Raw genomic sequence first — 22,171 nt, 5'->3', positions numbered from 1 at the left:
CTGGCTGGCCCTGTTGCCCGGCTGGTCTCGATCACCGGCTGGCGCGCCGGGGAGGTCGGGTCGCGCCAGCCGGCCGGGCCGCCCCTTCCGGCTTGCGGATTGGGAGTCTGAGGAACGGCCGCAGGCGAAATCAGAAGTTCTGGCGAATCCCCAGCATGGCCGACAGCGACCGCAGCTTCGGTTGGTAGCTGGTGGCGGCGCCGTCGCTCTGACCGGCGAATTTGAGACCGCTGGTCTGCGTGTAACGCCCGCCGAGTTCGACTGTCGTCTTGCGGGCGACGCGCACGCCGATGCCGGCGTCGGCATGCCATTGCAGGCCCCAATCCTTGCCCGAATAGCTGCTGCCGGTGCCGGTCGCGTTATCCACACGCGATAAATTGGCGTCGACGCGCGCCGCGCCGATCCCGGCACCCAGATAAGGCGTGATCATCCGACCCATGGGGATGTCGACATAGCCCGAGACGCCGACCGTAAAGGTGCGGGTGCGGCCCGACGCGGCAAATCCGCCCCGTTGGGCATCCTGCACGTTGAGGCTGTTGCTGGTATAACCCGCCGTCTGCTCGATCCGGAACATGCCGAAATCATAGCCGCCGCCGAGTTCGCCGGTGACACCGGTCTTGTATTTGGTCTTCTCATCGAAGGTCGACCCGGCGGGAGCACTGTCGGGATCGAGCTTGCTTTGCGGGCTGATCGATGCGCCCACGCGCGCAACGCCGTAAAAGCCCTTATTGTCGTCGTCTTCCTGCGCATGGGCGGACGTGGCGGCGGTCAGCGCCGCGGCGCCGAGCAGGGTATAGCCAAGGATGGAACGAATCATGCGAAGCCTTTCAGCAAATGCCGGCCACAGCGACCGGCGTCGGACGGGCTGATGGCGATGCTGGATGAAGCCTTGTCGTGGGATCGATGGAGGATCGATGGAGGTCGATCTCCATCGATCCTCCATGTCTCGCGACGAAAGAGGGAAGCATGACCAACCATATTCTCCTCGTTGAGGATGAACGGGAGATCGCCGAGTTGCTGGCCGCCTATCTCGAACGCGGCGGCTTCGAGGTGGCGCGCGCGAGCAATGTCCAGGAAGCGATCCGCGCGCATGCCCAATTGCATCCCGATCTCGTGCTGCTCGACATCGGCCTGCCCGGTGGCGACGGACTCGAAGCGCTGGTCGCCATCCGTCGCCGCATGGACACGCCGATCATCATGGTGACCGCGCTCGACGACGAGGTGACGAAGCTCTCTTCGCTGCGAATGGGCGCTGACGATTATGTCACCAAGCCGTTCAACCCTTCCGAAGTCGTCGAGCGCGTCCGTGCGGTCCTGCGCCGGGTGCAAGGGGCACTCGGGCGACAGACGCTGTCGGTCGGCAAGCTGGTGATCGAACTCGATGCGCGCGTGGTGAGCTGTCGCAACGACAAGGATGCGACGCTCGCGCGGATCGCGCTGACGCCGACCGAGTTCGAAATCCTGGCGCACATGGCGAAGCAGCCGCGGCGCGCCTTCTCGCGCAGCGAACTCCTCGACGCCGCCTCGCCCGACAGCGATGCCTATGATCGCGTCGTCGACAGCCACTTGTCGAAATTACGCCAGAAACTGGCGGTGGCCGGCTGCGCGCAGATGATCGAGCCGGTGCGTGGATTGGGATATCGACTATGGCCCGAATCCTGAACCGCATCGTCACGCGGATGCTGCTGCTGGCGGCAGCGATGACCGTGATCACGATGGTCGTCGGCCTGGCTGCCTACCGCACCTCGCTTTATTACCAGTTCGACCTGGTCACCAGACACATGCCGCCGGCGGCACGCGCCGAATTGAGCGTGCTGGCGGCGAAGCATCAGCGCAACAGCGACCGCTATTTCCAGCTCTACGAACGGTATGGCGGCGACGTTCTCGACCTTACCGACCTGAGGTTCATCCTGGCCATCGGCACGGTATCGGTGATCGTCGGCGGTGCGGTGGCGATGATCTTCGCGCGCCGCATCAGCCGGCCGATCACGGCGGTCGCGCAAGCCGCCGCCCAGGTTTCGGCGGGCAACCGGTCGATCCGCGTGGTCAAGGGTACGACTTCGGGCGAAACCGGCGAACTTGTCGACAGCTTCAACAAGATGGCGGCCGATATCGAGGCGTACGAACGCGAGCGGACCGTGCTTACCGCCGGCATCGCGCATGAATTGCGCACCCCGCTCACTATCTTGAAGGGGCGTCTGCACGGCTTGACCGACGGCGTCATCGACCCCGCGACGGGCGAGGCCGATCGCCTGCTGCGCCAGGTCGAACACCTTTCGCACATCGTCGAGGACCTGCGGACGCTCGCCCATGCCGATGCCGGCGAGCTTGCCCTCGATCGGCGGCAGATCGGCCTCGAAGCGGTGCTGCATGCGGCGGTCGCGGATCTCCGGCCCTCGGCGGCGGAACGCGGCGTGTCGTTGGTCGAATCCTACGAGGCCGTGCGGATCTGGGGCGATCCGGTGCGCCTGACCCAGGTGTTCACCAACATCCTCACCAACGCGATCAAACATGCGCCCGATCGAAGCCGGGTGGACGTCCGCCTGACAATGTCGGGCGGACTCGCCGTCGCCAGCGTGATCGACGAAGGACGCGGCTTTCAGCCAGAGGACGGGCCGCTTTTATTCACTCCGTTCTGGCGAGCTGGAGCGGACCGCCGCGCCGGACGGCCGGGAAGCGGCATCGGCCTCACCCTCGCCGCGAAGCTTGCCGAGGCGCATGGCGGCTGGATCGTCCCCGACAATCGTGCCGACCGCCCGGGCGCGTGTTTCTCGGTATGGCTACCTACCGGATCGCCAGCGTCTTCCGACTAAGCCAGATCAATCAGTGATGGCGATATGCCCCGGCAATGCGGCAACTCGTTCGATCCAGGCCTGGACTGCCGGATAACGGTGCAGCTCGAACCCACCCTCTTCGCAGACATGGGTATAAGCATAGAGCGCGATGTCGGCGAGGCTGAAGCGGCCGCCGGCAAGGAAAGGCGTCTGCGCCAGATGCTCGTCCATCAGGGTCAGCGCGGCATCCCCCGCCGCGCGCTTGACCGGCAATTGGGCGCGCTGGAGGTCAGTCAGATTGTCTTCCCCGATCAGGGTCATCCAGAATCGGATCGTAGCGATGTTGGGCTCGTGATTATATTGCTCCCAGAACATCCAGCGCAGCATGTCGGCGCGGTCGAAGCGATCGGCCGGGATCAGCGCCGATCCGTCGGCAAGATAGAAGCATGCCGCGCTGCTTTCGGGCAGGAAGTCATCGCCGACCTGGAGCACCGGAATGCGGCCATTGGCGTTGACTCCCGACAGGAACGCGTCGGACCGCGTCTCACCTTTCATGATGTCATATTCGCGCCGGTCGAGCTTGAGCCCGAGATGCGCCGCGGTCAGCCGGATCTTGTAGCAATTTCCGGACGCCGAATATTCGTGCAGGATCAGATTGGCCATCGCGCTCCCCCTCTGGCTAGCAGCTGCGAGAAAAAGCGCGAGCCGACGCCCAAGTCCAACCAAAAACGTCCGCGTGGTGATCAGCCGGGCTTATATGATTCCCAGCGCCGCGCGACGGCGTTCGCGCCGACGATAGTGCAGCCAGCCCCAGACGCCGCCGAGTAGCAGCGGCACCCAGCCCCAGAAATGCGCCCAGAATGGGAAAATCCAGCCGCTGCCGACATCGGACGCGGTTTCCTTGCGCAACAGGTCGAGTCCCTCGGAACCGATCGGTGCGGCGAGCAGAAAGGAACCGTCGCTGTCCCAATCGTCGAAGTAGAGCACGTAGCCTGCCTCCTTATAGGCGAAGAACGGCATGCCGAACGCATCGACCTCACGCGCCGAATAGCCGACGCGCACCGGCGGTCGCGAAGAATCGGGAGCAGCCATCAGGAAGCGGCCGATCGCCCGCGCGGCGTTGAGCGCATTGGGGCGCTTCAGCTTGGGAATCATGTACGTCGCGTTCGAGATATAGGTAGCGTAGCGATCGCGATCGGCCTTGGGCGGCAACGGGGCGACATCGGCGACGACCGGGCGATTGACGAATCCGATCGGCCGGTCGGATACGAATTGCGCGCCGATGAAGATCAGGAGCGCCCCTACCAGCAACGCGTCATGCCAGATCGACCGCGGCTCCTGCGGCACGCTGGGGTCATCCCAATCGCCCATCTATTCCCCCTTTTTCGTCCTATCCGATTTCAAGGACGATCTTGCCCACATGATTGCCCGATTCCATCAACCGGTGCGCGTCGGGCGCCCGATCGAACGCGAACACGGTGTCGATCACCGGCTTCAACTCGCCCGCCTCGACATGCGGCCACACCGTGCGGGCGAGCTCGTCGGCGACCGCGGTCTTGAATGCCACCGAACGCGGGCGCAGCGTCGATCCCGTCAGCGTCAGCCGGCGGCGCATGATCTCGAAGATCGGGATCGTCGCCTGTCCGCCGCCCTGCACCGCGATCGAAACATGGCGGCCGTCATCGCCAAGGCATTGCATGTTGCGCGGGACATAGTCCCCGCCGACCATGTCGAGCACCACCGCGACGCCCTTGCCGCCGGTGATCGCCTTCACCCGCTCGACGAAATCCTCGGTCTTGTAGTTGATCGCATGATCGGCGCCGACCGCCTTGGCCGCCGCGCATTTCTCGTCCGATCCGGCGGTGACGATCACTTCCACGCCGAACAGATTGCACAATCGGATCGCCATCGTGCCGATACCGCTGGTGCCGCCATGGGCCAGGACGGTGTCACCCTCGGCCGCGTAACCGCGCTCGAACAAATTGGTCCACACGGTGAACAGCGTCTCAGGGATCGCCGCGGCTTCGATCATGGTCAGCGCCTCCGGCACCGGGAGGCATTGGCCATAAGGCGCGACCGCATATTGGGCGTAGCCGCCGCCGGCGATCAGCGCACAGACCGGCTGGCCGACCAGGTCGCGCTCCACGCCGGCGCCGATCGCGACGATCGTGCCGGCGACTTCCAGCCCCGGGATAGACGGCGCGCCCGGCGGCGGCGGATAGGCACCCATCCGTTGCAGCACTTCGGGTCGGTTGATTCCGGCGGCAGCGACGCGGATCAATACCTCACCCTCGCCGGGTGTCGGTACCGGACGCTCGACGATCCGCAGCACCTCGGGTCCGCCTGGTTGTTCCGGATCGATCGCGCGCATCACGGTCGGTATCGCGTCCATTCGCACCCCTTCGTCGGAAACCTTCTCGGGTTATTGACATCGCCCGGCCCAGGGTCAACGTTCACGGTCATGGATTCCGAAGAGAATCTTCCGCGCCCTGGCGACGCGATCGCGCTCCTGGTAAAACAGGACCTCGATCCACTGTCGGTGGCCGAGCTCGAGGAGCGGATCGCTCTCCTCGAAGGCGAAATCGCCCGCGTAAAAAAACATATGCAACGCGCCGTTAACCATCGTGCAAGCGCTGACTCGCTATTCAAGCGATGAGCGCGAATCGCATCTTCGCGCCGGCCAGGCTTTTTTCGGGAATTGGCCGACCTGACGATGCGAAGAATGGCCGGCGCTTGATGCGGGGCCCTCCCGTCCCGACATTAGGGAAAAGGGCCGTGCGTCCATGCGGCCCGTCAGGAGTAATAGTCTAATGCCGAGTTTCGCCTCCGCGCTCGAAACCACCCTTCACAAGGCGCTCGAAGCCGCTTCGTCGCGCCGCCACGAATATGCGACGCTCGAGCATTTGCTGCTTGCGCTGGTCGATGACGAACATGCCTCCAAGGTGATGGCATCGTGCGGCGTCGATCTCGACGAGCTCAAGATGACCGTCGCGCAATATCTCGACACCGAGCTCGATGCGCTCAAGGTCGACAAGGCGACCGACCCGTCGCCGACCAGCGGGTTCCAGCGCGTCGTCCAGCGCGCGATCCTCCACGTCCAGTCGTCGGGCCGCGACGAAGTGACCGGCGCCAACGTGCTGGTCGCCTTGTTCAGCGAGCGCGAATCCTACGCGGTCTATTTCCTGCAGCAGCAGGATATGAGCCGTCTCGACGCGGTCAGCTTCATCTCGCACGGCGTCGGCAAGGGCGGCGCGCCGGTCGAGGCATCGACTCCCAAGGGCGCCGAGGAAGAGAAGTCGACCAAGAGCGACAAGGGCAAGAACGAAAGCGCGCTCAAGCAATTCACCGTCGACCTCAACGAGAAGGCCAAGAACGGCAAGGTCGACCCGCTGATCGGCCGCAACGCCGAGGTCGATCGCACGGTGCAGATCCTGTGCCGCCGGTCGAAGAACAATCCGCTCTATGTCGGCGATCCCGGCGTCGGCAAGACCGCGATCGCCGAAGGCCTGGCGCGCAAGATCATCGAGGGCGACGTGCCCGACGTGCTCAAGCCTGCCGTCATCTATTCGCTCGACATGGGCGCGCTGCTCGCCGGCACGCGCTATCGCGGCGATTTCGAGGAGCGGCTGAAGCAGGTCGTCACCGAGCTCGAGAAGATGCCCGACGCGATCCTGTTCATCGACGAGATCCACACCGTGATCGGCGCCGGCGCGACCAGCGGCGGCGCGATGGACGCGTCGAACCTGCTCAAGCCGGCTCTGTCGGGCGGCACGATCCGTTGCATCGGCTCGACCACCTACAAGGAATTCCGCAACCATTTCGAAAAGGATCGCGCGCTGCTGCGCCGGTTCCAGAAGATCGACGTCAACGAGCCGACGATCGAGGACACGGTGAAGATCCTGGCGGGCCTGCGCTCGGCGTTCGAGGAGCATCACCAGGTCAAATACACACCCGACGCGATCAAAGCGGCGGTCGAATTGTCGGCGCGGTACATCAACGACCGCAAGCTGCCCGACAAGGCGATCGACGTGATCGACGAAGTCGGCGCGATGCAGATGCTGGTGCCGCCGAGCCGCCGTAAGAAGACAATCACCACGCGTGAAATCGAGGCGGTGATCGCGACGATGGCGCGCATCCCGCCGAAATCGGTGTCGAAGGACGATACGCTCGCTCTCGCGACGCTCGACACCGATCTGAAGCGCGTCGTGTTCGGCCAGAATGACGCGATCGAGAAGCTGTCCTCGGCGATCAAGCTGAGCCGTGCCGGCTTGCGCGACCCCGAAAAGCCGATCGGCAATTACCTGTTCACCGGCCCGACCGGCGTCGGCAAGACCGAGGTCGCGCGTCAGCTCGCCTCGATCATGGGCATCCCGCTGCAGCGGTTCGACATGTCCGAATATATGGAGCGTCATTCGGTCAGCCGGCTGATCGGCGCCCCTCCGGGCTATGTCGGGTTCGACCAGGGCGGGTTGTTGACCGATGCGGTCGACCAGCAGCCGCATTGCGTGTTGCTGCTCGACGAGATCGAGAAGGCGCATCCCGATTTGTTCAACATCCTGTTGCAGGTGATGGACAATGGGCGGCTCACCGATCAGCACGGCAAGTCGGTCGATTTCCGCAACGTCATCCTGATCATGACCACCAATGCCGGTGCGTCGGACATGGCGCGCGAGACATTGGGCTTCGGCAACCTTACCCGAGAGGGCGAGGACGAGCAGGCGGTCCAGAAGATGTTCACGCCGGAATTCCGCAACCGTCTCGATGCGATCGTGCCGTTCAGCTACTTGCCGACCGAGGTCGTCGCCCGCGTGGTCGAGAAGTTCATCCTGCAGCTCGAACTGCAGCTGGCGGACCGCAACGTCCATATCAGCCTGGATGACGAATCGAAGAAGTGGTTGACCGCCAAGGGCTATGACAAGCTCTACGGCGCGCGCCCGATGGGCCGCCTGATCCAGGAAAAGATCAAGCAGCCGCTCGCCGAGGAATTGCTGTTCGGCAAGCTGGTCCATGGCGGCGAAGTGGTGGTGAAATTGAAGGACAATGCCTTGTCGTTCGAAATCACTCCCGCCGCGCCAAAGAAACCAGGCAAGAAGGGCGGCAAGACCGCCAAGGCCGAAGCGAAATAAGCCGAGGCATAAACCAAAAACCAGAACGGGCCGGGGAGCGATCCCTGGCCCGTTTCTTATTCGAGCTTTCCGGTTGCTTCGCGCTGCGAGCTTTATCGAGCGCGGACGGCCGGTATTGGGCCGACAGCGGACTGGCAGGTTACGGCTTCCTGTCGAGTAAAGCGGACATTGCGCCGCTGACTCTTAATCAGCGGGTCCTTGGTTCGAGCCCAAGTGCGTCCACCATTCTTTCCTCTACTTTTTCAACAACTCACATCATCGTGTGATACCAAAATCGGCTTGCCCTTGGCAGGAGCTGTAGGCGATTCTGCGCCGTTGCTTTCCGCAGATTTCTGCGGTTCTTCGAGCGTGCCGATTTTTGGCTCAAAAATCAGCTGGTCGGGATAGGGCTGCAGATGCTTCACCGAGAGGAGCGCATAGCGCCGCACCATCGATTCCGACTTCCGACCACACATGGGTCTCATGCTTGCCCACAGGACGCCTCAGCACGTCCATTGCGATATCGTTGAGCGGAGTCCCTAAGGTATTGCCGTTCTTGGTATCGCCATGTGCAATCGTCGCCATGCGCCCGGACCGCGGGGCGCCGCGGTCGAGCGATGGAGATGGTCACTCGCCTTCATCAGGCCTGACGGTCCTGAGGTGGCACCCAGCCATGTTCGCGAACCACCGCCGCGGAACCCGCGCTCAATTCGACCATCTTGGAGAAAGGCAGTTGGTACCATACCATTCATTTCCGGCCCATCCCTTACTGCCGCCCAACCGACCGCTCCGATTCCTTCCATTCTGAGGCCGGGAAGTGTCGTGAGCCTGTAAATTCGCGACGAACACCACATTTCCCGCGCCGCGTCGAACCATCAGCCAGTCGCTCGAATGGTATGCTTTTGGCATGTCGATTGGTACGCTTTCGTCGTATCAATCCGGATCGCGACAAAGCGCCAAGGCTGCCAGGCGCGGTCGTCAGGATTGGACATCCAGGCGGCGCGTCCGGTTCCGTGTTTTTGAGGGGAATATCATGTTGCGTTTGAGACAAACGATTCTTCTGACCTCCGCATTGACCGGCTTCGCCGCCGAAGCTCAAGCTCAGCAGGTGCCCGCTACGCCGCCCAAAACGACGCCGCAGAGCGAAGCCGCGGCCCAGCCCCGCACTGATGCCGCCGGCGAGGAGATCGTCGTCACCGGCTATGCGGGCAGCCTTCGCCAGGCGATCCAGGTCAAGCGCAATGCGAACGCCGTGGTGGACGCAATCTCCTCCGAGGATATCGGCAAGTTCCCCGACCGCAACGTCGGCGAATCGCTCTCGCACATCCCTGGCGTCTCGATCGACCGCCGCTTCGGCGAGGGCGAGAAGGTCGCGATCCTCGGCACCGATCCCGCACTCAACCGCATGCTGCTGGACGGGCACGGTCTCGCCTCGGCCGATTGGGGCGGGAACGACAATGATCCCAGCAGCCGCACCTTCAACTATTCGCTGCTCGCGCCCGAGTTGGTCGACCGGCTGGAAGTGTATAAATCACCTGAGGCACGCATCGAGGAAGGCAGCCTCGGCGGCACGGTGATCGTGCGCACGCGCCGGCCGCTCGAGTTGAAGGCCAATTCGATCTTCGCGTCGGGCGGATATTCCTACAATGATCGCGCGAACAAGGGAAACATCCGCGGCTCCGGGCTCTACAGCTGGAAGAACGATGCGGAGACGTTCGGCGTCCTCGTCGCGGCTACCTACGACAAGCAGAATCTCGTGCGCTCAGGCGTCGAGTTCTTCGGTTATGACAATGCCGACGGCTCCGGCAGTCCCTTCATGACGACGGATGCCGCGGGCCAGCGCGTGCTCAAGAACCCGAACGCGGTGATTACCGGCGGCACGCTCGCCGACCTCGACAAGGCGGCCTCACCGTTCGGAATCAACTACGCCTATTTCCAGCAGGAGCGGAAACGCGCCAGCGTTGCCAGCACGGTCCAGGTGCGTCCGACGGAGGACCTGACCCTCACGCTCAATGGCCTGCACGTCGAAGGCAATTACAATAATTACAGCCAGTCGATGTACACGATCCCCGGTGCTTGGACGGGCGACGTGCTGCAGTCCGCTACCATCGCGAACGGTGTAGTGACGGATGCGAGCTTCGGCGCAGCCAATGGTCAGAGCGCGCAGCTCGACACGCTGGTTCGCCGCACCAAGCTCAAGACCGACAATCTCAACTTCTTCGCCGATTGGGAGGGCGATGGCGGCTCCAAGCTGTCCTTCGCAGCGGGCTGGAGCAAGGCGACAGGCGGGCGCGATCCCGAATATCTCTTCAACGTCCAGACCCGGCTGCCGTTCAGCTATTCGATCAGCCCAACCTCGGCGAACGTCAATTTCGTCGGCGACCTCACCAACCCCGCCAACTACTTCACCAATCCGAACAACAATCCCGCGGTGATCGAGGGCAACCCGGTGATCGTCAACGGGGCGCCGCTCGTCGCCGCGCAGATCGGCGGCCTGGACTATAGCGTCACCACCGACGCCGACGCGTTCGCCGGCCTCGACGCGACCGTGCCCGTCGGCGGCTTCTTCAAGGAGCTGCTCATCGGCGGCCGCTTCACCCGCCATATCAACCGGGTCGATGCGCGCGGCGTGAACACCTATCTCCAGCAGTCGCTGCTCGGCTCGCAGCTGAACGTCCACACGCTCGTGACTCCCGACGGCGTCTTCAGCGGCACGGGAGGCGCTGGCAACGCGACAAAATATCTGAATTTGCCCGATACATCGGTCATCGATATCCTCGCCGACGCGATCAATTCGCCACTCGTGGACAAGGTCGGCGCCTCCACCCGCGTGACGGAAACGGTGGCCGCGAGCTACGTCCAGCTCAACTTCGAGGGCGGTGGGCTGCGGGGCAATATCGGCGGACGGCTCGTCTATACCCGGAACCTGTCGCAATATGCCCTGTCGCTGCCGACGCCGGCCGATCCCAATCCGCGCCCGGTGCCGACCAGCACCGCGAACGACTATCTCAAATTCCTGCCGACGTTCAACATCGCCTATGAGGTCAACCCCAAGCTGATCTTCCGCGGGGCGGTGGCCAAGGTAATCGCCCGGCCCCGCTATCAGGATCTGGCGGCCTCGATCACGCAGAACGACGTCACCTATGACGCGGGGGGCGGCAATCCCAATCTGAAGCCGTATGAATCGACCAATTACGAGGTCACGGCGGAATATTATCCGGCACCCGGCGCGCTGCTTTCGCTCGAGCTCTACCGCCGCGAGATTTCCAACTACATCGTCACCACGCGCCAGGAAGGCGTGACGCTCTTCAACTCGCTCACGGGGCAGCTCGAAAACCGTTACAGTGTTTCGCAACCGGTCAACGGCGGCAAGGCGAAGGTGAACGGCGTGCTCATCAATGGGCAGGCGGAGATTTGGCGCGGGTTCGGCATCCAGGCGAACTATGCGTACCAGGACAGCAGCACCTCGACGACGCTCAACACGACCGAGATCCTCAACCTTCCCTATCTTTCCAAGCACAGCTTCAACATCATTCCCTATTTCGAGAAGGGTCCGTTCCAGGCGCGCCTGAGCTACAGCTACCGCTCTTCCTATTTCCGGACGATCGGGCGCCTGGGTTCGCAGGAAATGGTCGCGCCGTATAATCAGTTAGATGCCTCGGCCTCGCTCAAGCTGAACGACAACATCACCGTCACGGTCCAGGCACAGAACCTGCTCGACGAAACCTATCTGCAATATAGCGGCACGCGCGATCGGCCCTCGGCCTTTTACAAGAACGGGCGTACCTTCGTGGGCAGCCTGTCCTTCCGCATGTAGCGCAGGACCGCATGTAGACTCCCGGATCTCCGCCACCGTTCGGGTCTGGCGGCCCGCCGGTGGGCGCAGTTTGTTTGCTCGCGCAAAAGCTCAGCCCGCCAAGCTGCCAAGGGGCCCAGGAATTGCTGAAGCTACATTTCCGAAGTGCGTGCCTCTGCAATGAAGCCCAGCGTTGGGTGATCTGCGGTGGCAAACCTGTTTATGGTTTCGCTTTGAACGTCGCGAATTCGGCGGGCATCGTCGCTACCAAGCGGTTCACCTCGGGCGACCAATTCAAGTGGCGGCGCCCACTCGTCATGGGCGGCGCCTCGAAGGATATGGGGTGGTGACGCCGTCCTCTTTGGTCAACTGCCTCCAGCGAGCAAAACGCTCCGATGTCAGCGTGCCCTCGGCGATCGCTGCTTGAACGGCGCAACCGGGCTCGCTGCCATGCGCGCAGTTGGAGAAGCGACAGCGCTGCGCCACCAGAAGAAAATCATCGAAAATCTCCGATACGCCGGTGGCCGCATCGGAGAGCTGCAATTCGCGCATGCCAGGCGTGTCGAGCAGCCAGCCGCCCTGGTTGAGCCGATGCATTTGGCGCACTGTAGTGGTGTGCCGCCCCGTATCGTCACTCGCGCGGATCGCCTGCGTGGCGATGCTGTCCGAACCACGCAATGTGTTGACGAGCGTCGATTTGCCAACGCCGGAGGAACCTAGAAGCGCTACGGTTTTGCCCCAGCCACACCAAGCAGCGAGGCAAGCTGCGCTCGAGCGATCGCGGCCATTGACGATCTCGACCCGCAGCCCAGGTTCGATCGCGCGTGCCGCCGCCGCGAATGTATCCGGGGTTTCGGACAGGTCCGATTTCGTGAGGACCACGACCGGATTGACGCCGACATCGCGCGCCAGCACCAGATAACGCTCCAACCGCGCGACGCTGAAATCCTGGTTGCAGGAGGCGACGACGAACAGCGTGTCGATGTTGGCGGCGATCATCTGCTCATTCCGCGGATCGCCCGGTGCGCGCCGTTTGAACAGGTTCATCCGCCGAAGGACGCGTGTCGGTTGCAACGTGGCGCTATCGACCAGCAGCCAGTCGCCGACCGTCGGATGATCGTCTGACGGTAAGGCGCCGGGAATATAGGGAGTGATCGAGAGCTGTAGCCCCTCGCCCTTGACCGCGATCTTACCGCGGTGAACTGCCATTACGCGGACGGGATGGCATTGCTGCGCCTCCTCTGGCGAGACCTGCTCGCTGAAAAAGGCCCGCCAGCCGAGCTCTTCCAAAGTATCATGAATCGATTTCATATAGAGACAGGTATGTCCTTCTTGCCGGTCCGGCGAGCGGTTTCCCCGGGGCAAATTCTCAGAGCGCGAAATGCTGGTGTGAGGCGCCAGATTTCCACCAACAGGAACCCTTAAACACCATAGGGATCACCACTTTCAGACATTCTCATGTTCACTCAACAAGCTTAGGCGGCTAGCTGAACGGACGACGGCTTTCGGGGTAAGGTCGCGATGCCGTGGATGACGGGAGTTAGGGCGCGTTGCAGACCATCAAAATCAGAGTCCAAACGAAGGGCAGCTACCGACCCCGTTGCTGCCGTTCGTTCACGATCGTAGCGCCTCAAAGCAGACGCTGGAGAGATCATCTGGACCGGCTTCCGCATCTGCGAGACGAAGACGGTTCAACGGTTTCTCACCAGATTTTCCTCGTAAATCCTGTCAGTTCGTTCGATTGAAGATTTGCTTATAAACAATCGGTGTAGAGAGCAATGGACTGATGATGGTGGTATCCACGACCAGATCCTGACCAACACTGCGATACGTTGTGATCCGCTCGCTGTCGTCGCCGCGGAATGTTAGAGAAATAGCTTCACCATTAGCTTTTGCCGACACATCGAAAACAAGCACTTCAATGAGCTTCCACTTGACCGGATCTTCTCCTATCCAAACGACGATAGGTGCTTTGTCATCATACGTGACCCCAACTCGACTTCCTGTAATCGAGATTCTCATTCTATTTACCGCAATGGACTTGCGCAGCCTCATGCGAGCGAGAGCGCGCTTGGCGTTGGAAAGGCCTGCAATAGCGCTCTCGATTGCTTGAAAGGCGTCGTCGCTCCGTTCCCGGTCCAGGACATAGTTGCCTGAAACCACACCTTGCGCCGGGCTCGCTGAGCCTGAGCTAGAAATCAAGATGGCAGCTCCGATCGTCGCCGACAAAGTCCTATGACGCATCACGCTCTCCTCAAATCCCGCTGCTCGCCGTGACAGGTGTAGTGACGATCCGGCTTAGCGCATAGGTGAGGCCTTGGTTGTCAAATCGAGGGACTTCCTCACGTTTGTAGGCGCACGTACTGGCGGACGGCTGGCTGTATCAAAGGGCCGAACCTCGCGGCCGCTAACTTGATCCGCAAACTCGAATGCGGACCAGCCGCTCTCCACCGGTTTCGGACATTTCCCGCCTACATGAACGAACGTCCGCTTTCGGGGTTAGGGCAAGCGTCATCGAACGTCTGATTATGAGGCGCGTAGCTGACATGAAAGTTGAGATCATCGCCGCTAACGGCGCCATTGGCCGGCGAGGAGGTCCAGCTTGGCAAGATCGGCTCGGGTAAGCCCTTTCCACGGCCGCGATTGCCCGTAGCTGAAATTGACCTGGACGACGTTTCTCAACCGCGCGGCAGACCTTGGGTCGCCTGATTGAGGGCCAGGCAATCCGAGTCATCCAAGCGACTTGTACTTGAAACGCTTCTGCAACCACTCCGCCGCCGAAACGCAATAGGGCGGGCTTATTGGCGGCCCCGCCGGGGACTACACCCGAGGGGAGAAACTCAAAAATGTCGCGCACGTCACGCCTGCTTCGGGCCACGCTTCCATTTACTTTCGCCGCGTTGGGCATCGCCCAATCCGCGCATGCCCAGACCGTTGCCGCGGGCGCCGACCAAAGCTCGCAGGACGCGCCGGCGAACTCCGATGAGGACATTGTCGTGACCGGCTCCTATGCGCGGAGCCTCGCCACGGCGGCCGAGACCAAACGCCAGGCCGCTTATGGTGTCGATTCGATCGCGTCGACCGATATCGGCAAATTCCCCACCCAGAACGTGGCCGAGGCGCTCCAGCTCGTCACGGGCGTGGCGATCACCCGGCCACGCGGCGAGGGACTCTATGTCAGCGTTCGCGGGCTCGGGCCGCAGTTCCAGAGCACGATGCTCAATGGCCGCACGATCGCGATCAACGACCTGATCGAGAATGGCGGCGCCAATGGCCGCCAGTTCCGCTTCGAGATGCTGCCGGCCGAGTTCGTGTCGCAGATCGACGTGGTCAAGACGCCGACCGCCGACATGACCGAAGGCGCGCTGGGCGGGAATATCGACGTCAAAACCTTTCGCCCGCTCGACGTCGGTACCAAGACCACGCTCAATCTGCGCGGTACCTGGACGACGATGACCGACAAGGTGAAGCCGAACGCCACCGCGATCACCAGCTTCAAGAACGGCGACGGCACGTTCGGTATCCTCGCCGGCGCGCAATATTGGGCCAAGTCGGTCCGCAACGACCGCTGGTACAATACGGGCTGGACCCTCGACCGGTTCACGTCGGTGCTTGGCACTGGCTATTACACGCCGACCCGCACCCGCCCGACGATCGAGACCGAAGACCGCAAGCGCCTCTCGGGGTTGATCTCGGCGCAGTGGCGGCCCTCGCCCGAGCTCGAGACCACGCTCGACGTGCTCGCGACGCGGCTCGACGTCGCCTATGACGAATTCGGCCTCGACATCTATCCCGATGACACCAGCGTCGCGGGACACCGCCCGGTGCTGGTACCGGGGTCGGTCAAGCTCGACGGCAACACCGTCGTCGCCGCGACGATCAACGACGTGCGTTTCATGGCGTCGCGCGAATACAGCCTCAATCGTCACGACCTGCTCAGCATCGGCCTGAAGCAGAGCTGGAAGCCCAAAGGCTGGGATATCTCGGCCAACATCAACTGGTCCTACGCGCACAGCTTCCACCCCAGCTATGCCCAAGGCACCGTGCGCAGCCGCGCGATGTTCTTCGCGCCGCTGACTTATGACGCGTCGGGCGGATACAAGGTGATCCCGACCTTCACCACGCCGGTCGACCCGACCAATGCCGCGAACTACGTGCTCTACCCGTTCAACATCGCGCCAAAGAACAGCAAGGACTGGGACAGGTACGCCCGGCTCGACGTCGGTCACGACATGGATGGCTTCCTCCGCAAGATCACGGCCGGTGGCGAATATCACTCGCGCAAGCGGGATTATTGGCGCCGCGATTTCACCGTCAATCCGGGCCAGGTTCCGCTGACCAGCTTCGCGCCGAACGGGTTCGAGCAAATCCCGTTCGACAATTTCCTGAGCGGCGTGCCCGGCAATGCGCCGCGCAGCTGGCTCGTGCCGATCACCAGCGTCTTCTACGACAAATTGTTCACCGACGCCGTGGCCAACGCGCCGCTGTCCGCGAGCGACTTGCGTGCCTCCTATGTGGTGACCGAGAAGACGGCGAGCGCCTATCTGCGCGCCGATTATGCCTTCGCGCTGGGAGGAGTCGCAGTGACCGGCAACATCGGCGTGCGCTACGTGCACACCGATCAGGTGGCGAGCGGCACATTGACGATCGGCACCGCGCCGACGCCGGCGAGCTTTCCCAAGACCTTCAACAACTGGCTGCCGAGCTTCAACCTGCGCGCCGAGCTGAGCCCGACCCTGATCGCGCGCCTCGCCGCCAGCCGCGTGCTGACTCGACCCAACGTGACCCAGAGCGCGCCGCAGATCAGCGTGTCCACCGACGCGCCGACCGGAAGCGGCGGCAATCCCGAGCTGGTGCCCTTCCTCGCCACCCAGTTCGACGGTTCGCTCGAATGGTATTTCAATCGCAAAGGCTCGCTCACCGCGGCCTTGTTCTACAAGGCGATGGACAATTACATCACCGCGCAGAACGTCAATGTCGAGATTCCGGGCCGCGGCACGATCCTGCTGAGCACGCAGGTCAATGGCGGCAATGCCAAGGTCTATGGCGCGGAGGCGGCCTACAACCAGGTATTCACCTTCCTGCCCAAGCCGTTCGACGGGCTGGGTATCCAGGCGTCGTACACCCACACGTCGGTGCAGGCGAATTACACGGCCGGCGCGCGGACGATCAAGGATCAGCTGATCGGCCTGTCGAAGAACAGCTTTAACCTGGTCGGCTTCTATGATTACGGCCCGGTGTCGGCGCGGCTTTCCTACACCTGGCGCGACAAGTATCTCTCGGGCACGGGCAGCACCACGCAGACGCCGAGCTATGTCGATGCTTTCGGCTCGCTGGACGGCAACGTCTCCGTCCGGATGATCGGCAAGACGACGCTGAGTGTCGAAGCGATCAACATCGCCGGAGCGAAGCAGTATAGCTATAACGACGATCCCCTGCGCTATAACGAGATCCATTATTGGGGCCGGACGATCCTGTTCGGCGTGCGGACGGAGTTCTGATGCTCAAGGGGCTTCTCACCGCCGCTGCGCTGGCGTTGGCCGGCACGGCGACGCCGCCGCGTGCGATGAACGACATTCAGGTCATCGGTTCGCACAACAGCTTCAAGGCGCGGATTCCGGCGGCCGTCATGGCGCAGATCCGCTCGACGGCGCCGGCGATGGCCGACGGGCTCGATTATTATCATCTGCCGCTGGCCCAGCAACTCGACGCGGGCGTGCGTCAGATCGAGATCGACATCTTCGCCGATCCCGAGGGCGGGCGTTATGCCGACCCAAAGGGGGAGGCCTTGGCGCGGGCAGCCGGGGAGGCGACCGGTTTCGACCGGGCGAAGATGCTCAAGCCCGGCTTCAAGGTGTTCCACATTCCTGATGTGGACTATCTCAGCACCTGCACGACCCTGGTCGAGTGCCTCGGCGAAGTCGATCGCTGGTCACGGGCGCATCCCGACCACTTGCCGATCATGATCACGATCAATGCCGCGGACACGCCTTCGGGGCGGCCGGGAATCACCGTCCCGCTGGCGCTCGACAAGCCCCTGCTCGATGCTTTGGATCGAGAGATCCGTTCCGTGCTCCCCGGCAAGCGGCTGATCACCCCGGACGAGGTGCGCGGGGGCGCGGCGACGCTGCGCGAAGCGGTGCATAGCCGCGGCTGGCCGGCGCTGACGGCCGCGCGGGGGCGTATCTACATCCTGCTCGACGTGCGCGCGGCGGTGTCTGATCTCTATCGCGTCGGACACCCTTCGCTCGCGGGGCGGGCGATGTTCGGCTGGTATCCCGACGATCAGCCCGAATCGGCGGTGCAGATCGTCCAGGACCCGCTTGTCGACGGCGCGAAGATCCGCAAATGGGTGCGCGAGGGCTTGATCGTGCGGACCCGCACCGACGCCAATACGGTCGAGGCGCGCGGCCGTGACTATTCCAAGGCCAAGGCCGCGATGGCGAGCGGGGCGCAAGCGGTGAGCACGGACTATTACCCGGGCGCTCCCGATCCGCTCAATCTCGGCTTCGTGGTGACGCTACCCGAGCGCGCGATGGCGCGATGCAGTCCGGCGCGGGTGTCCGCCAGCTGCCGGCTCCGGCCCTGACTGGTATTGTACTGCCCTGCCGGTCGCCCGCGCCATCATACTGAAGGCGCTCGACGTCCTGCAGCGCTCGTCCAAGGCACATCTGCTCGTTGTCGAACGGGACGCGCGCACCGATTAACCAATACGTGATCGTCGACCGCCTCTACTCCACACAGGCGCAGCGCGGTTTCCAGGCCGGGCGGAACGTTGCCGGCGGCGTGCGATAGGTCAGCATGATGGTCGTCGTCTTGGTCGTGGTCGTGGTGATCTTGGTCGTCTTCGACACGAGTTGCGCCGGTGGCGCGGGGATCGGCAGATAGGCGATCCTGGGCAGTGGCTGGACCACGACCAGTGGCGGTGGCGGCGGTGCGAAACGCCGCATCCGGTAATAGCGCCGATCGGCTTCGCGCTCGAACGCGATGCGGCGGCGCCATTGGTCGCGGGTGACCGCGCGGGCGACTTGCCAGTCGGCGCTCAGCCACGCCTCGTCGCGGCAATCCTCATCCCAGCCGCACATATCGTCGATCCGGCCGCGCAGCCGTTTGATCAGCCGGTCCATGCCCCAGCCGGTCGACAAATCGAGATCGGCAACGCTGATCACCGTCGTCTGGATATCGCGATCGTAATAGTCGGAGGCGGCGGCTGCCGGCGCGATCAGCGCAGCGGCCGACATGACGGCCGGCAAGCCGACGAACACAAGCGATCGGGTCATCACGCCCTCATCCGTTAACCACGTTCCGATCGCATAACGACCCCGATGGTTCCGCGAGTCAAGCAAGCTGCCCGTCGGGTTCGTCCAATCTGGGGACTCGGCTATCATGCTATCCGGCTGCACAACCAGAGCGGGGGTGTATCCATGCGACGCCATTTGATTCCGTTAGCGGCCGGTGCCGCGGCAATCGCGACGATCGTGAGCATCGGCTATTCGGCGCCGCCGTCGGCACCGCCAAAGGCACGCTATCAGATGGATGTCGCGACCACGTCGGGCTTCGGCGCGGGCGGCGCCAATCCGATGAAAATGATGTTCGGCGGCGGGCGTGGCGGCGGTTCGGTCGCGCACACGCTGATCTTGCGCCTGGGCTCGACGCTCGCGCCGGCCGGCAGCACGCCGCAGGCCGATCACTTCATGCCCGCTGGCATGCAGCTTGGCCCGTCGGTCCCGCTGACCTCGCCCCAGTCGACCCCGACCGAAGGAATGCCGGGCGAGATGCGCCGACCGAAGGGCCGTTTGCTGATCTTCTGGGGCTGCGGCGCGCATGTCGGCCCGGGCCAGCCAGTGGTCGTCGACTTTGCCAAATTGGGCCAACAGCAATTCCCGCCGGGCCTGTTCACCGCCGATGTGCCGGTCGACCGCGGCCCCACCGCGAGCACATCGCGCACCTATGGTGAATGGCCGAATGCCAAATCGGGCAAGTCGGCCAAACCCGGGTCCTCGCTGATCGGCGATCATCGCGTCGCGGGCAATTATTCGCCCGAGATCAGGTTCGCGCTCGATCAGGATTTCATGGCGCCGTTGAACGCGCGTGGCAGCGAGCAATCCGACGGATCGCAGATGCTGAACTGGAATTCCGTCCCGCTGGCGACCGGCTATTATGCCTGGCTGATCGGCGCCCAGGGTTCAGGTGGCGAGGATGCAGACATGGTGTGGTGGACGTCCGCCAGCGGCAAGCAGTTCGGCGGCGGGCTGGCCGACTGGATCGCGCCCGACATGGTTTCCGGCCTGATCGCCCGAAAGATCGTGATGCCGCCTAGCCAGACGAGCTGCCAGATCCCGACCGAAGTGAAACGCGCAGCGGGCGGCTTCATGATGACCCAGCTTTATGCCTATGGTCCCGAACGCAATTTCGCCTATCCGCCGCGCCCGGCCAATGCGCGGTTGCCATGGAAGCCCGACTGGACCGCCAAGGTTCGCTATCGCTCCAATACCACGGTCATGCTCGGCATGCCGGGAATGGATGACATGGGCGATAATGACGGCGGTGCTGCCAACGGCAATAGCGGCAACGAGCCGCCGAAAAAGAAGTGCAAGCCGCGGATCACGCTGGGCGGGTTCAAGCCCTGCTGAATAAAAGGATAAATCACCATATTATGCGTGCGATTTACCAATAATTTGCGGTCGAGGGATTAGGTCGGCGGCATGCGCTTTGCCGGCCTTCCCACCTTGCTGATGACGGCCCTGCTGCTGGCTATATCCTCGCTATGGGCGTTTCCCGCTCGGGCGCGCGGTGCCGTCGTCGGTGCGCCGCTGTCGACCTGCGTCGCCTCGGCACGCGCGGGCGACCAGCCGGCCGCCATGTTCGGCGCTACCGCGCGATACGATTGCACGCATCGCCAGACCTGGTTCGGCGCGGGCGATTACTGGGTGATTTCTCAGCCGCTGACCAACGTTCCCGACGTGGGGAACCGAACGCACGTACGCATCGGGAGCCTTTGGCAGGAGGCCGTGACGCTCTATGCCCTCTATCCCGACGGCAAGATCCGCGGCTGGCGGTTCGACGGGCACCAGGCGAGCAACCACCTCCAATTGGGCGCGATGATCGAATGGCCGCTCCCGGCCGCCATTGGGCCGCCAGTCAGATTGATGTGGCATGTCGAGGGATCGGCCAATTTGCGCGGAATCCTCATCGCGCCGACGATCGCTACCCCTGCTGAATCGGACCGGGCGAACCTCGCGATGGCGGCGATCTATGCCGGGTTCGGCGGGCTGTGCCTGGCCTTGTTGGTATACAATCTCGCCATGTGGGGCGCGCTGCGTCATCCCTTCCAGCTCGCTTATTGCGCGATGGTCGCGGCGTTGATGCTCTACGCGCTGAGTTCGTCGGGAGCGCTCGCGTGGCTCAACCCGACCATGCTCAACAACGATCGCTTGCGGCTCAATTACGTCCTGCTGTCTACGGCGGCGGCGACCGCGTTGATCTTCGCGCGCTATTTCTTCGTACCCGCGGTAACCGCCGGCTGGGTGGGTAAGGCGGTCAACACGATCATCGCCGCATCGATGGTCGCGACCGCGTTCGTTGCTTTATTCGCACCCTGGCACATCCAACTGCTCGACACCGCCTTTTCGCTGACCTTCGCAGCGATCGTCGTCGTCGTCTTCCCGATCATTCGCCGCGCTCGCGCCGAAGGCAGCCCCTATCTCTGGCTGTTCGCGGTCGCCTGGGCGGCGCCGATCCTGTTCGCGGCACTGCGCCTGCTGGGCAATCTGGCGCTGATCCCCTGGAGCTTCTGGCTCGACAATTCGACCATATTGTCGATGGCGTTCGAGGCGGTCATCTCGACCCTGGCTATTGCCTATCGCATCCGCTTGCTCTCGCTCGAACGCGACGAGGCGATCGAACGCGAAATCATCGCAGCACGGCTGGCCGATACCGATCCGTTGACGGGCCTCCTCAACCGCCGCGCTTTTCTGCGCCAGGCGATCGGCCGCGAGACCAATCAGGCGCTGATGTTGACCGATATCGACCATTTCAAGCGGATCAACGAGACCTTGGGCCATGATGGCGGCGACGAGGTGCTGCGCGTCTTCGCCCGCGTGCTGCGCCAGGCCGCGTCGGGTGCGTTGATCGCGCGGATGGGGGGCGAGGAATTCGCCATCCTGTGTCCCGCCGACCGCGCAGTCACACCCGATGCCGTGCTCGCCAAATTGCGATCGGCGCGCATGCCGTTCGACCTGACCGTCACTGCCAGTATCGGCGCCTGCACCGGGCCGCTCGTTACCGAAGCCGACTGGAAAGCGATGTATCGACGCGCCGACCGCGCGCTGTTCGATGCCAAGCAGAGCGGCCGCGATCGCGCCCGGTTCGCGCCACCGATCGCCGTCCGAGCCGCCTGACGTCTTTTCAGCTCCGCTGTCACGGTGCCGGCCCGCTCCCCCACCCGACCTCCCATAGAATGCCCTGATTGGGAGGTCGGGTGGGGGAGCGGGCCG

At 63.3% G+C, this 22,171-nt stretch carries 17 protein-coding genes; 9 read left to right on the top strand and 8 right to left on the bottom strand.

Translation table 11 applies throughout. From position 1 onward, the window contains the following. Positions 1–130 precede the first annotated feature (130 nt). Positions 131–817, bottom strand: a complete 687-nt coding sequence (locus tag AC1DRD_RS22105) for an outer membrane protein (RefSeq protein WP_478043065.1) — start codon at positions 815–817, stop codon at positions 131–133. A 149-nt stretch (positions 818–966) separates the two neighbouring features. On the opposite strand from AC1DRD_RS22105, the gene AC1DRD_RS22100 reads away from it, so the two are divergent. Both AC1DRD_RS22100 and AC1DRD_RS22095 read left to right on the top strand, forming a co-directional pair. Next, positions 967–1,662, top strand: a complete 696-nt coding sequence (locus AC1DRD_RS22100) for a response regulator (RefSeq protein ID WP_478043063.1) — start codon at positions 967–969, stop codon at positions 1,660–1,662. Then, positions 1,647–2,813 carry a sensor histidine kinase gene (locus tag AC1DRD_RS22095; protein WP_478043062.1) on the top strand — a complete coding sequence of 389 codons (1,167 nt, stop codon included), beginning with the start codon at positions 1,647–1,649 and terminating at the stop codon, positions 2,811–2,813. Before AC1DRD_RS22100 ends, AC1DRD_RS22095 begins: the two co-directional genes overlap by 16 nt. 6 nt (positions 2,814–2,819) lie before the next feature. Here AC1DRD_RS22095 and AC1DRD_RS22090 read toward each other — a convergent pair whose 3' ends face one another. From AC1DRD_RS22090 to AC1DRD_RS22080, 3 genes are all read right to left on the bottom strand, one after another. Further along, the gene (locus AC1DRD_RS22090) at positions 2,820–3,437 is read right to left on the bottom strand and encodes a glutathione S-transferase family protein (protein ID WP_478043060.1); all 618 of its coding nucleotides are present in this window, start codon (positions 3,435–3,437) and stop codon (positions 2,820–2,822) included. Between the two features lie 90 nt (positions 3,438–3,527). Continuing rightward, positions 3,528–4,145, bottom strand: a complete 618-nt coding sequence (locus AC1DRD_RS22085; protein ID WP_478043058.1) for a hypothetical protein — start codon at positions 4,143–4,145, stop codon at positions 3,528–3,530. Between the two features lie 19 nt (positions 4,146–4,164). After that, positions 4,165–5,166, bottom strand: a complete 1,002-nt coding sequence (locus AC1DRD_RS22080; RefSeq protein ID WP_478029879.1) for an NAD(P)H-quinone oxidoreductase — start codon at positions 5,164–5,166, stop codon at positions 4,165–4,167. Between the two features lie 69 nt (positions 5,167–5,235). On the opposite strand from AC1DRD_RS22080, the gene AC1DRD_RS22075 reads away from it, so the two are divergent. Both AC1DRD_RS22075 and clpA read left to right on the top strand, forming a co-directional pair. Continuing rightward, positions 5,236–5,430 (top strand): DUF1192 domain-containing protein, encoded by a 195-nt coding sequence (locus AC1DRD_RS22075; RefSeq protein ID WP_478029878.1) that lies wholly within the window; start codon positions 5,236–5,238, stop codon positions 5,428–5,430. Positions 5,431–5,584: 154 nt separating this feature from the next. Beyond that, the gene (gene clpA / locus AC1DRD_RS22070) at positions 5,585–7,900 is read left to right on the top strand and encodes an ATP-dependent Clp protease ATP-binding subunit ClpA (RefSeq protein ID WP_478029877.1); all 2,316 of its coding nucleotides are present in this window, start codon (positions 5,585–5,587) and stop codon (positions 7,898–7,900) included. Positions 7,901–8,142: 242 nt separating this feature from the next. Here clpA and AC1DRD_RS22065 read toward each other — a convergent pair whose 3' ends face one another. Then, positions 8,143–8,331, bottom strand: a complete 189-nt coding sequence (locus AC1DRD_RS22065) for a hypothetical protein (RefSeq protein ID WP_478043057.1) — start codon at positions 8,329–8,331, stop codon at positions 8,143–8,145. Between the two features lie 581 nt (positions 8,332–8,912). Here AC1DRD_RS22065 and AC1DRD_RS22060 point away from each other — a divergent pair. Further along, positions 8,913–11,696, top strand: a complete 2,784-nt coding sequence (locus AC1DRD_RS22060; protein WP_478043056.1) for a TonB-dependent receptor — start codon at positions 8,913–8,915, stop codon at positions 11,694–11,696. A 294-nt stretch (positions 11,697–11,990) separates the two neighbouring features. Here the strand turns inward: AC1DRD_RS22060 and rsgA are convergent, their stop codons facing one another. Both rsgA and AC1DRD_RS22050 read right to left on the bottom strand, forming a co-directional pair. Then, the gene (gene rsgA / locus AC1DRD_RS22055; RefSeq protein WP_478043055.1) at positions 11,991–12,986 is read right to left on the bottom strand and encodes a ribosome small subunit-dependent GTPase A; all 996 of its coding nucleotides are present in this window, start codon (positions 12,984–12,986) and stop codon (positions 11,991–11,993) included. Between the two features lie 417 nt (positions 12,987–13,403). Next, a complete protein-coding gene (locus AC1DRD_RS22050; RefSeq protein ID WP_478043054.1) occupies positions 13,404–13,919 on the bottom strand; it encodes a hypothetical protein in 516 nt (171 codons plus the stop codon). Positions 13,920–14,671: 752 nt separating this feature from the next. Between AC1DRD_RS22050 and AC1DRD_RS22045 the strand changes: the two genes are divergently transcribed. Both AC1DRD_RS22045 and AC1DRD_RS22040 read left to right on the top strand, forming a co-directional pair. Further along, complete coding sequence (locus AC1DRD_RS22045; protein WP_478043052.1) at positions 14,672–17,176, top strand: TonB-dependent receptor; 2,505 nt, start codon at positions 14,672–14,674, stop codon at positions 17,174–17,176. Continuing rightward, on the top strand, positions 17,176–18,264 hold the full coding sequence (locus AC1DRD_RS22040) for a Ca2+-dependent phosphoinositide-specific phospholipase C (RefSeq protein WP_478043051.1): 1,089 nt from the start codon (positions 17,176–17,178) through the stop codon (positions 18,262–18,264). The genes AC1DRD_RS22045 and AC1DRD_RS22040 overlap by 1 nt, the downstream gene beginning before the upstream one ends. A gap of 142 nt (positions 18,265–18,406) precedes the next feature. Here AC1DRD_RS22040 and AC1DRD_RS22035 read toward each other — a convergent pair whose 3' ends face one another. Continuing rightward, complete coding sequence (locus AC1DRD_RS22035) at positions 18,407–18,955, bottom strand: UrcA family protein (protein WP_478029866.1); 549 nt, start codon at positions 18,953–18,955, stop codon at positions 18,407–18,409. Positions 18,956–19,099: 144 nt separating this feature from the next. Between AC1DRD_RS22035 and AC1DRD_RS22030 the strand changes: the two genes are divergently transcribed. Together AC1DRD_RS22030 and AC1DRD_RS22025 are read left to right on the top strand one after the other, a co-directional pair. Then, positions 19,100–20,308, top strand: a complete 1,209-nt coding sequence (locus AC1DRD_RS22030) for a hypothetical protein (RefSeq protein WP_478043050.1) — start codon at positions 19,100–19,102, stop codon at positions 20,306–20,308. Positions 20,309–20,380: 72 nt separating this feature from the next. Next, positions 20,381–22,075, top strand: a complete 1,695-nt coding sequence (locus AC1DRD_RS22025; RefSeq protein ID WP_478043049.1) for a sensor domain-containing diguanylate cyclase — start codon at positions 20,381–20,383, stop codon at positions 22,073–22,075. Positions 22,076–22,171 lie beyond the last annotated feature (96 nt).

This window comes from Sphingomonas sp. P4_G2, assembly GCF_056401155.1.
The sequence above is the reverse complement of the archived record's forward strand: the minus strand, read 5'-3'. Positions and strand labels throughout refer to the sequence as shown.

Coding starts and splice junctions, on each gene's coding strand:
- AC1DRD_RS22100 (WP_478043063.1), top strand. CDS start 967: ATGACCAACCATATTCTCCTCGTTGAGGATGAACGGGAGATCGCCGAG.
- AC1DRD_RS22060 (WP_478043056.1), top strand. CDS start 8,913: ATGTTGCGTTTGAGACAAACGATTCTTCTGACCTCCGCATTGACCGGC.
- AC1DRD_RS22105 (WP_478043065.1), bottom strand. CDS start 817: ATGATTCGTTCCATCCTTGGCTATACCCTGCTCGGCGCCGCGGCGCTG.
- AC1DRD_RS22040 (WP_478043051.1), top strand. CDS start 17,176: ATGCTCAAGGGGCTTCTCACCGCCGCTGCGCTGGCGTTGGCCGGCACG.
- clpA (WP_478029877.1), top strand. CDS start 5,585: ATGCCGAGTTTCGCCTCCGCGCTCGAAACCACCCTTCACAAGGCGCTC.
- AC1DRD_RS22025 (WP_478043049.1), top strand. CDS start 20,381: ATGCGCTTTGCCGGCCTTCCCACCTTGCTGATGACGGCCCTGCTGCTG.
- AC1DRD_RS22080 (WP_478029879.1), bottom strand. CDS start 5,166: ATGGACGCGATACCGACCGTGATGCGCGCGATCGATCCGGAACAACCA.
- AC1DRD_RS22030 (WP_478043050.1), top strand. CDS start 19,100: ATGCGACGCCATTTGATTCCGTTAGCGGCCGGTGCCGCGGCAATCGCG.
- AC1DRD_RS22035 (WP_478029866.1), bottom strand. CDS start 18,955: ATGACCCGATCGCTTGTGTTCGTCGGCTTGCCGGCCGTCATGTCGGCC.
- AC1DRD_RS22095 (WP_478043062.1), top strand. CDS start 1,647: ATGGCCCGAATCCTGAACCGCATCGTCACGCGGATGCTGCTGCTGGCG.
- AC1DRD_RS22090 (WP_478043060.1), bottom strand. CDS start 3,437: ATGGCCAATCTGATCCTGCACGAATATTCGGCGTCCGGAAATTGCTAC.
- AC1DRD_RS22085 (WP_478043058.1), bottom strand. CDS start 4,145: ATGGGCGATTGGGATGACCCCAGCGTGCCGCAGGAGCCGCGGTCGATC.
- AC1DRD_RS22065 (WP_478043057.1), bottom strand. CDS start 8,331: ATGGTGCGGCGCTATGCGCTCCTCTCGGTGAAGCATCTGCAGCCCTAT.
- rsgA (WP_478043055.1), bottom strand. CDS start 12,986: ATGAAATCGATTCATGATACTTTGGAAGAGCTCGGCTGGCGGGCCTTT.
- AC1DRD_RS22050 (WP_478043054.1), bottom strand. CDS start 13,919: ATGCGTCATAGGACTTTGTCGGCGACGATCGGAGCTGCCATCTTGATT.
- AC1DRD_RS22075 (WP_478029878.1), top strand. CDS start 5,236: ATGGATTCCGAAGAGAATCTTCCGCGCCCTGGCGACGCGATCGCGCTC.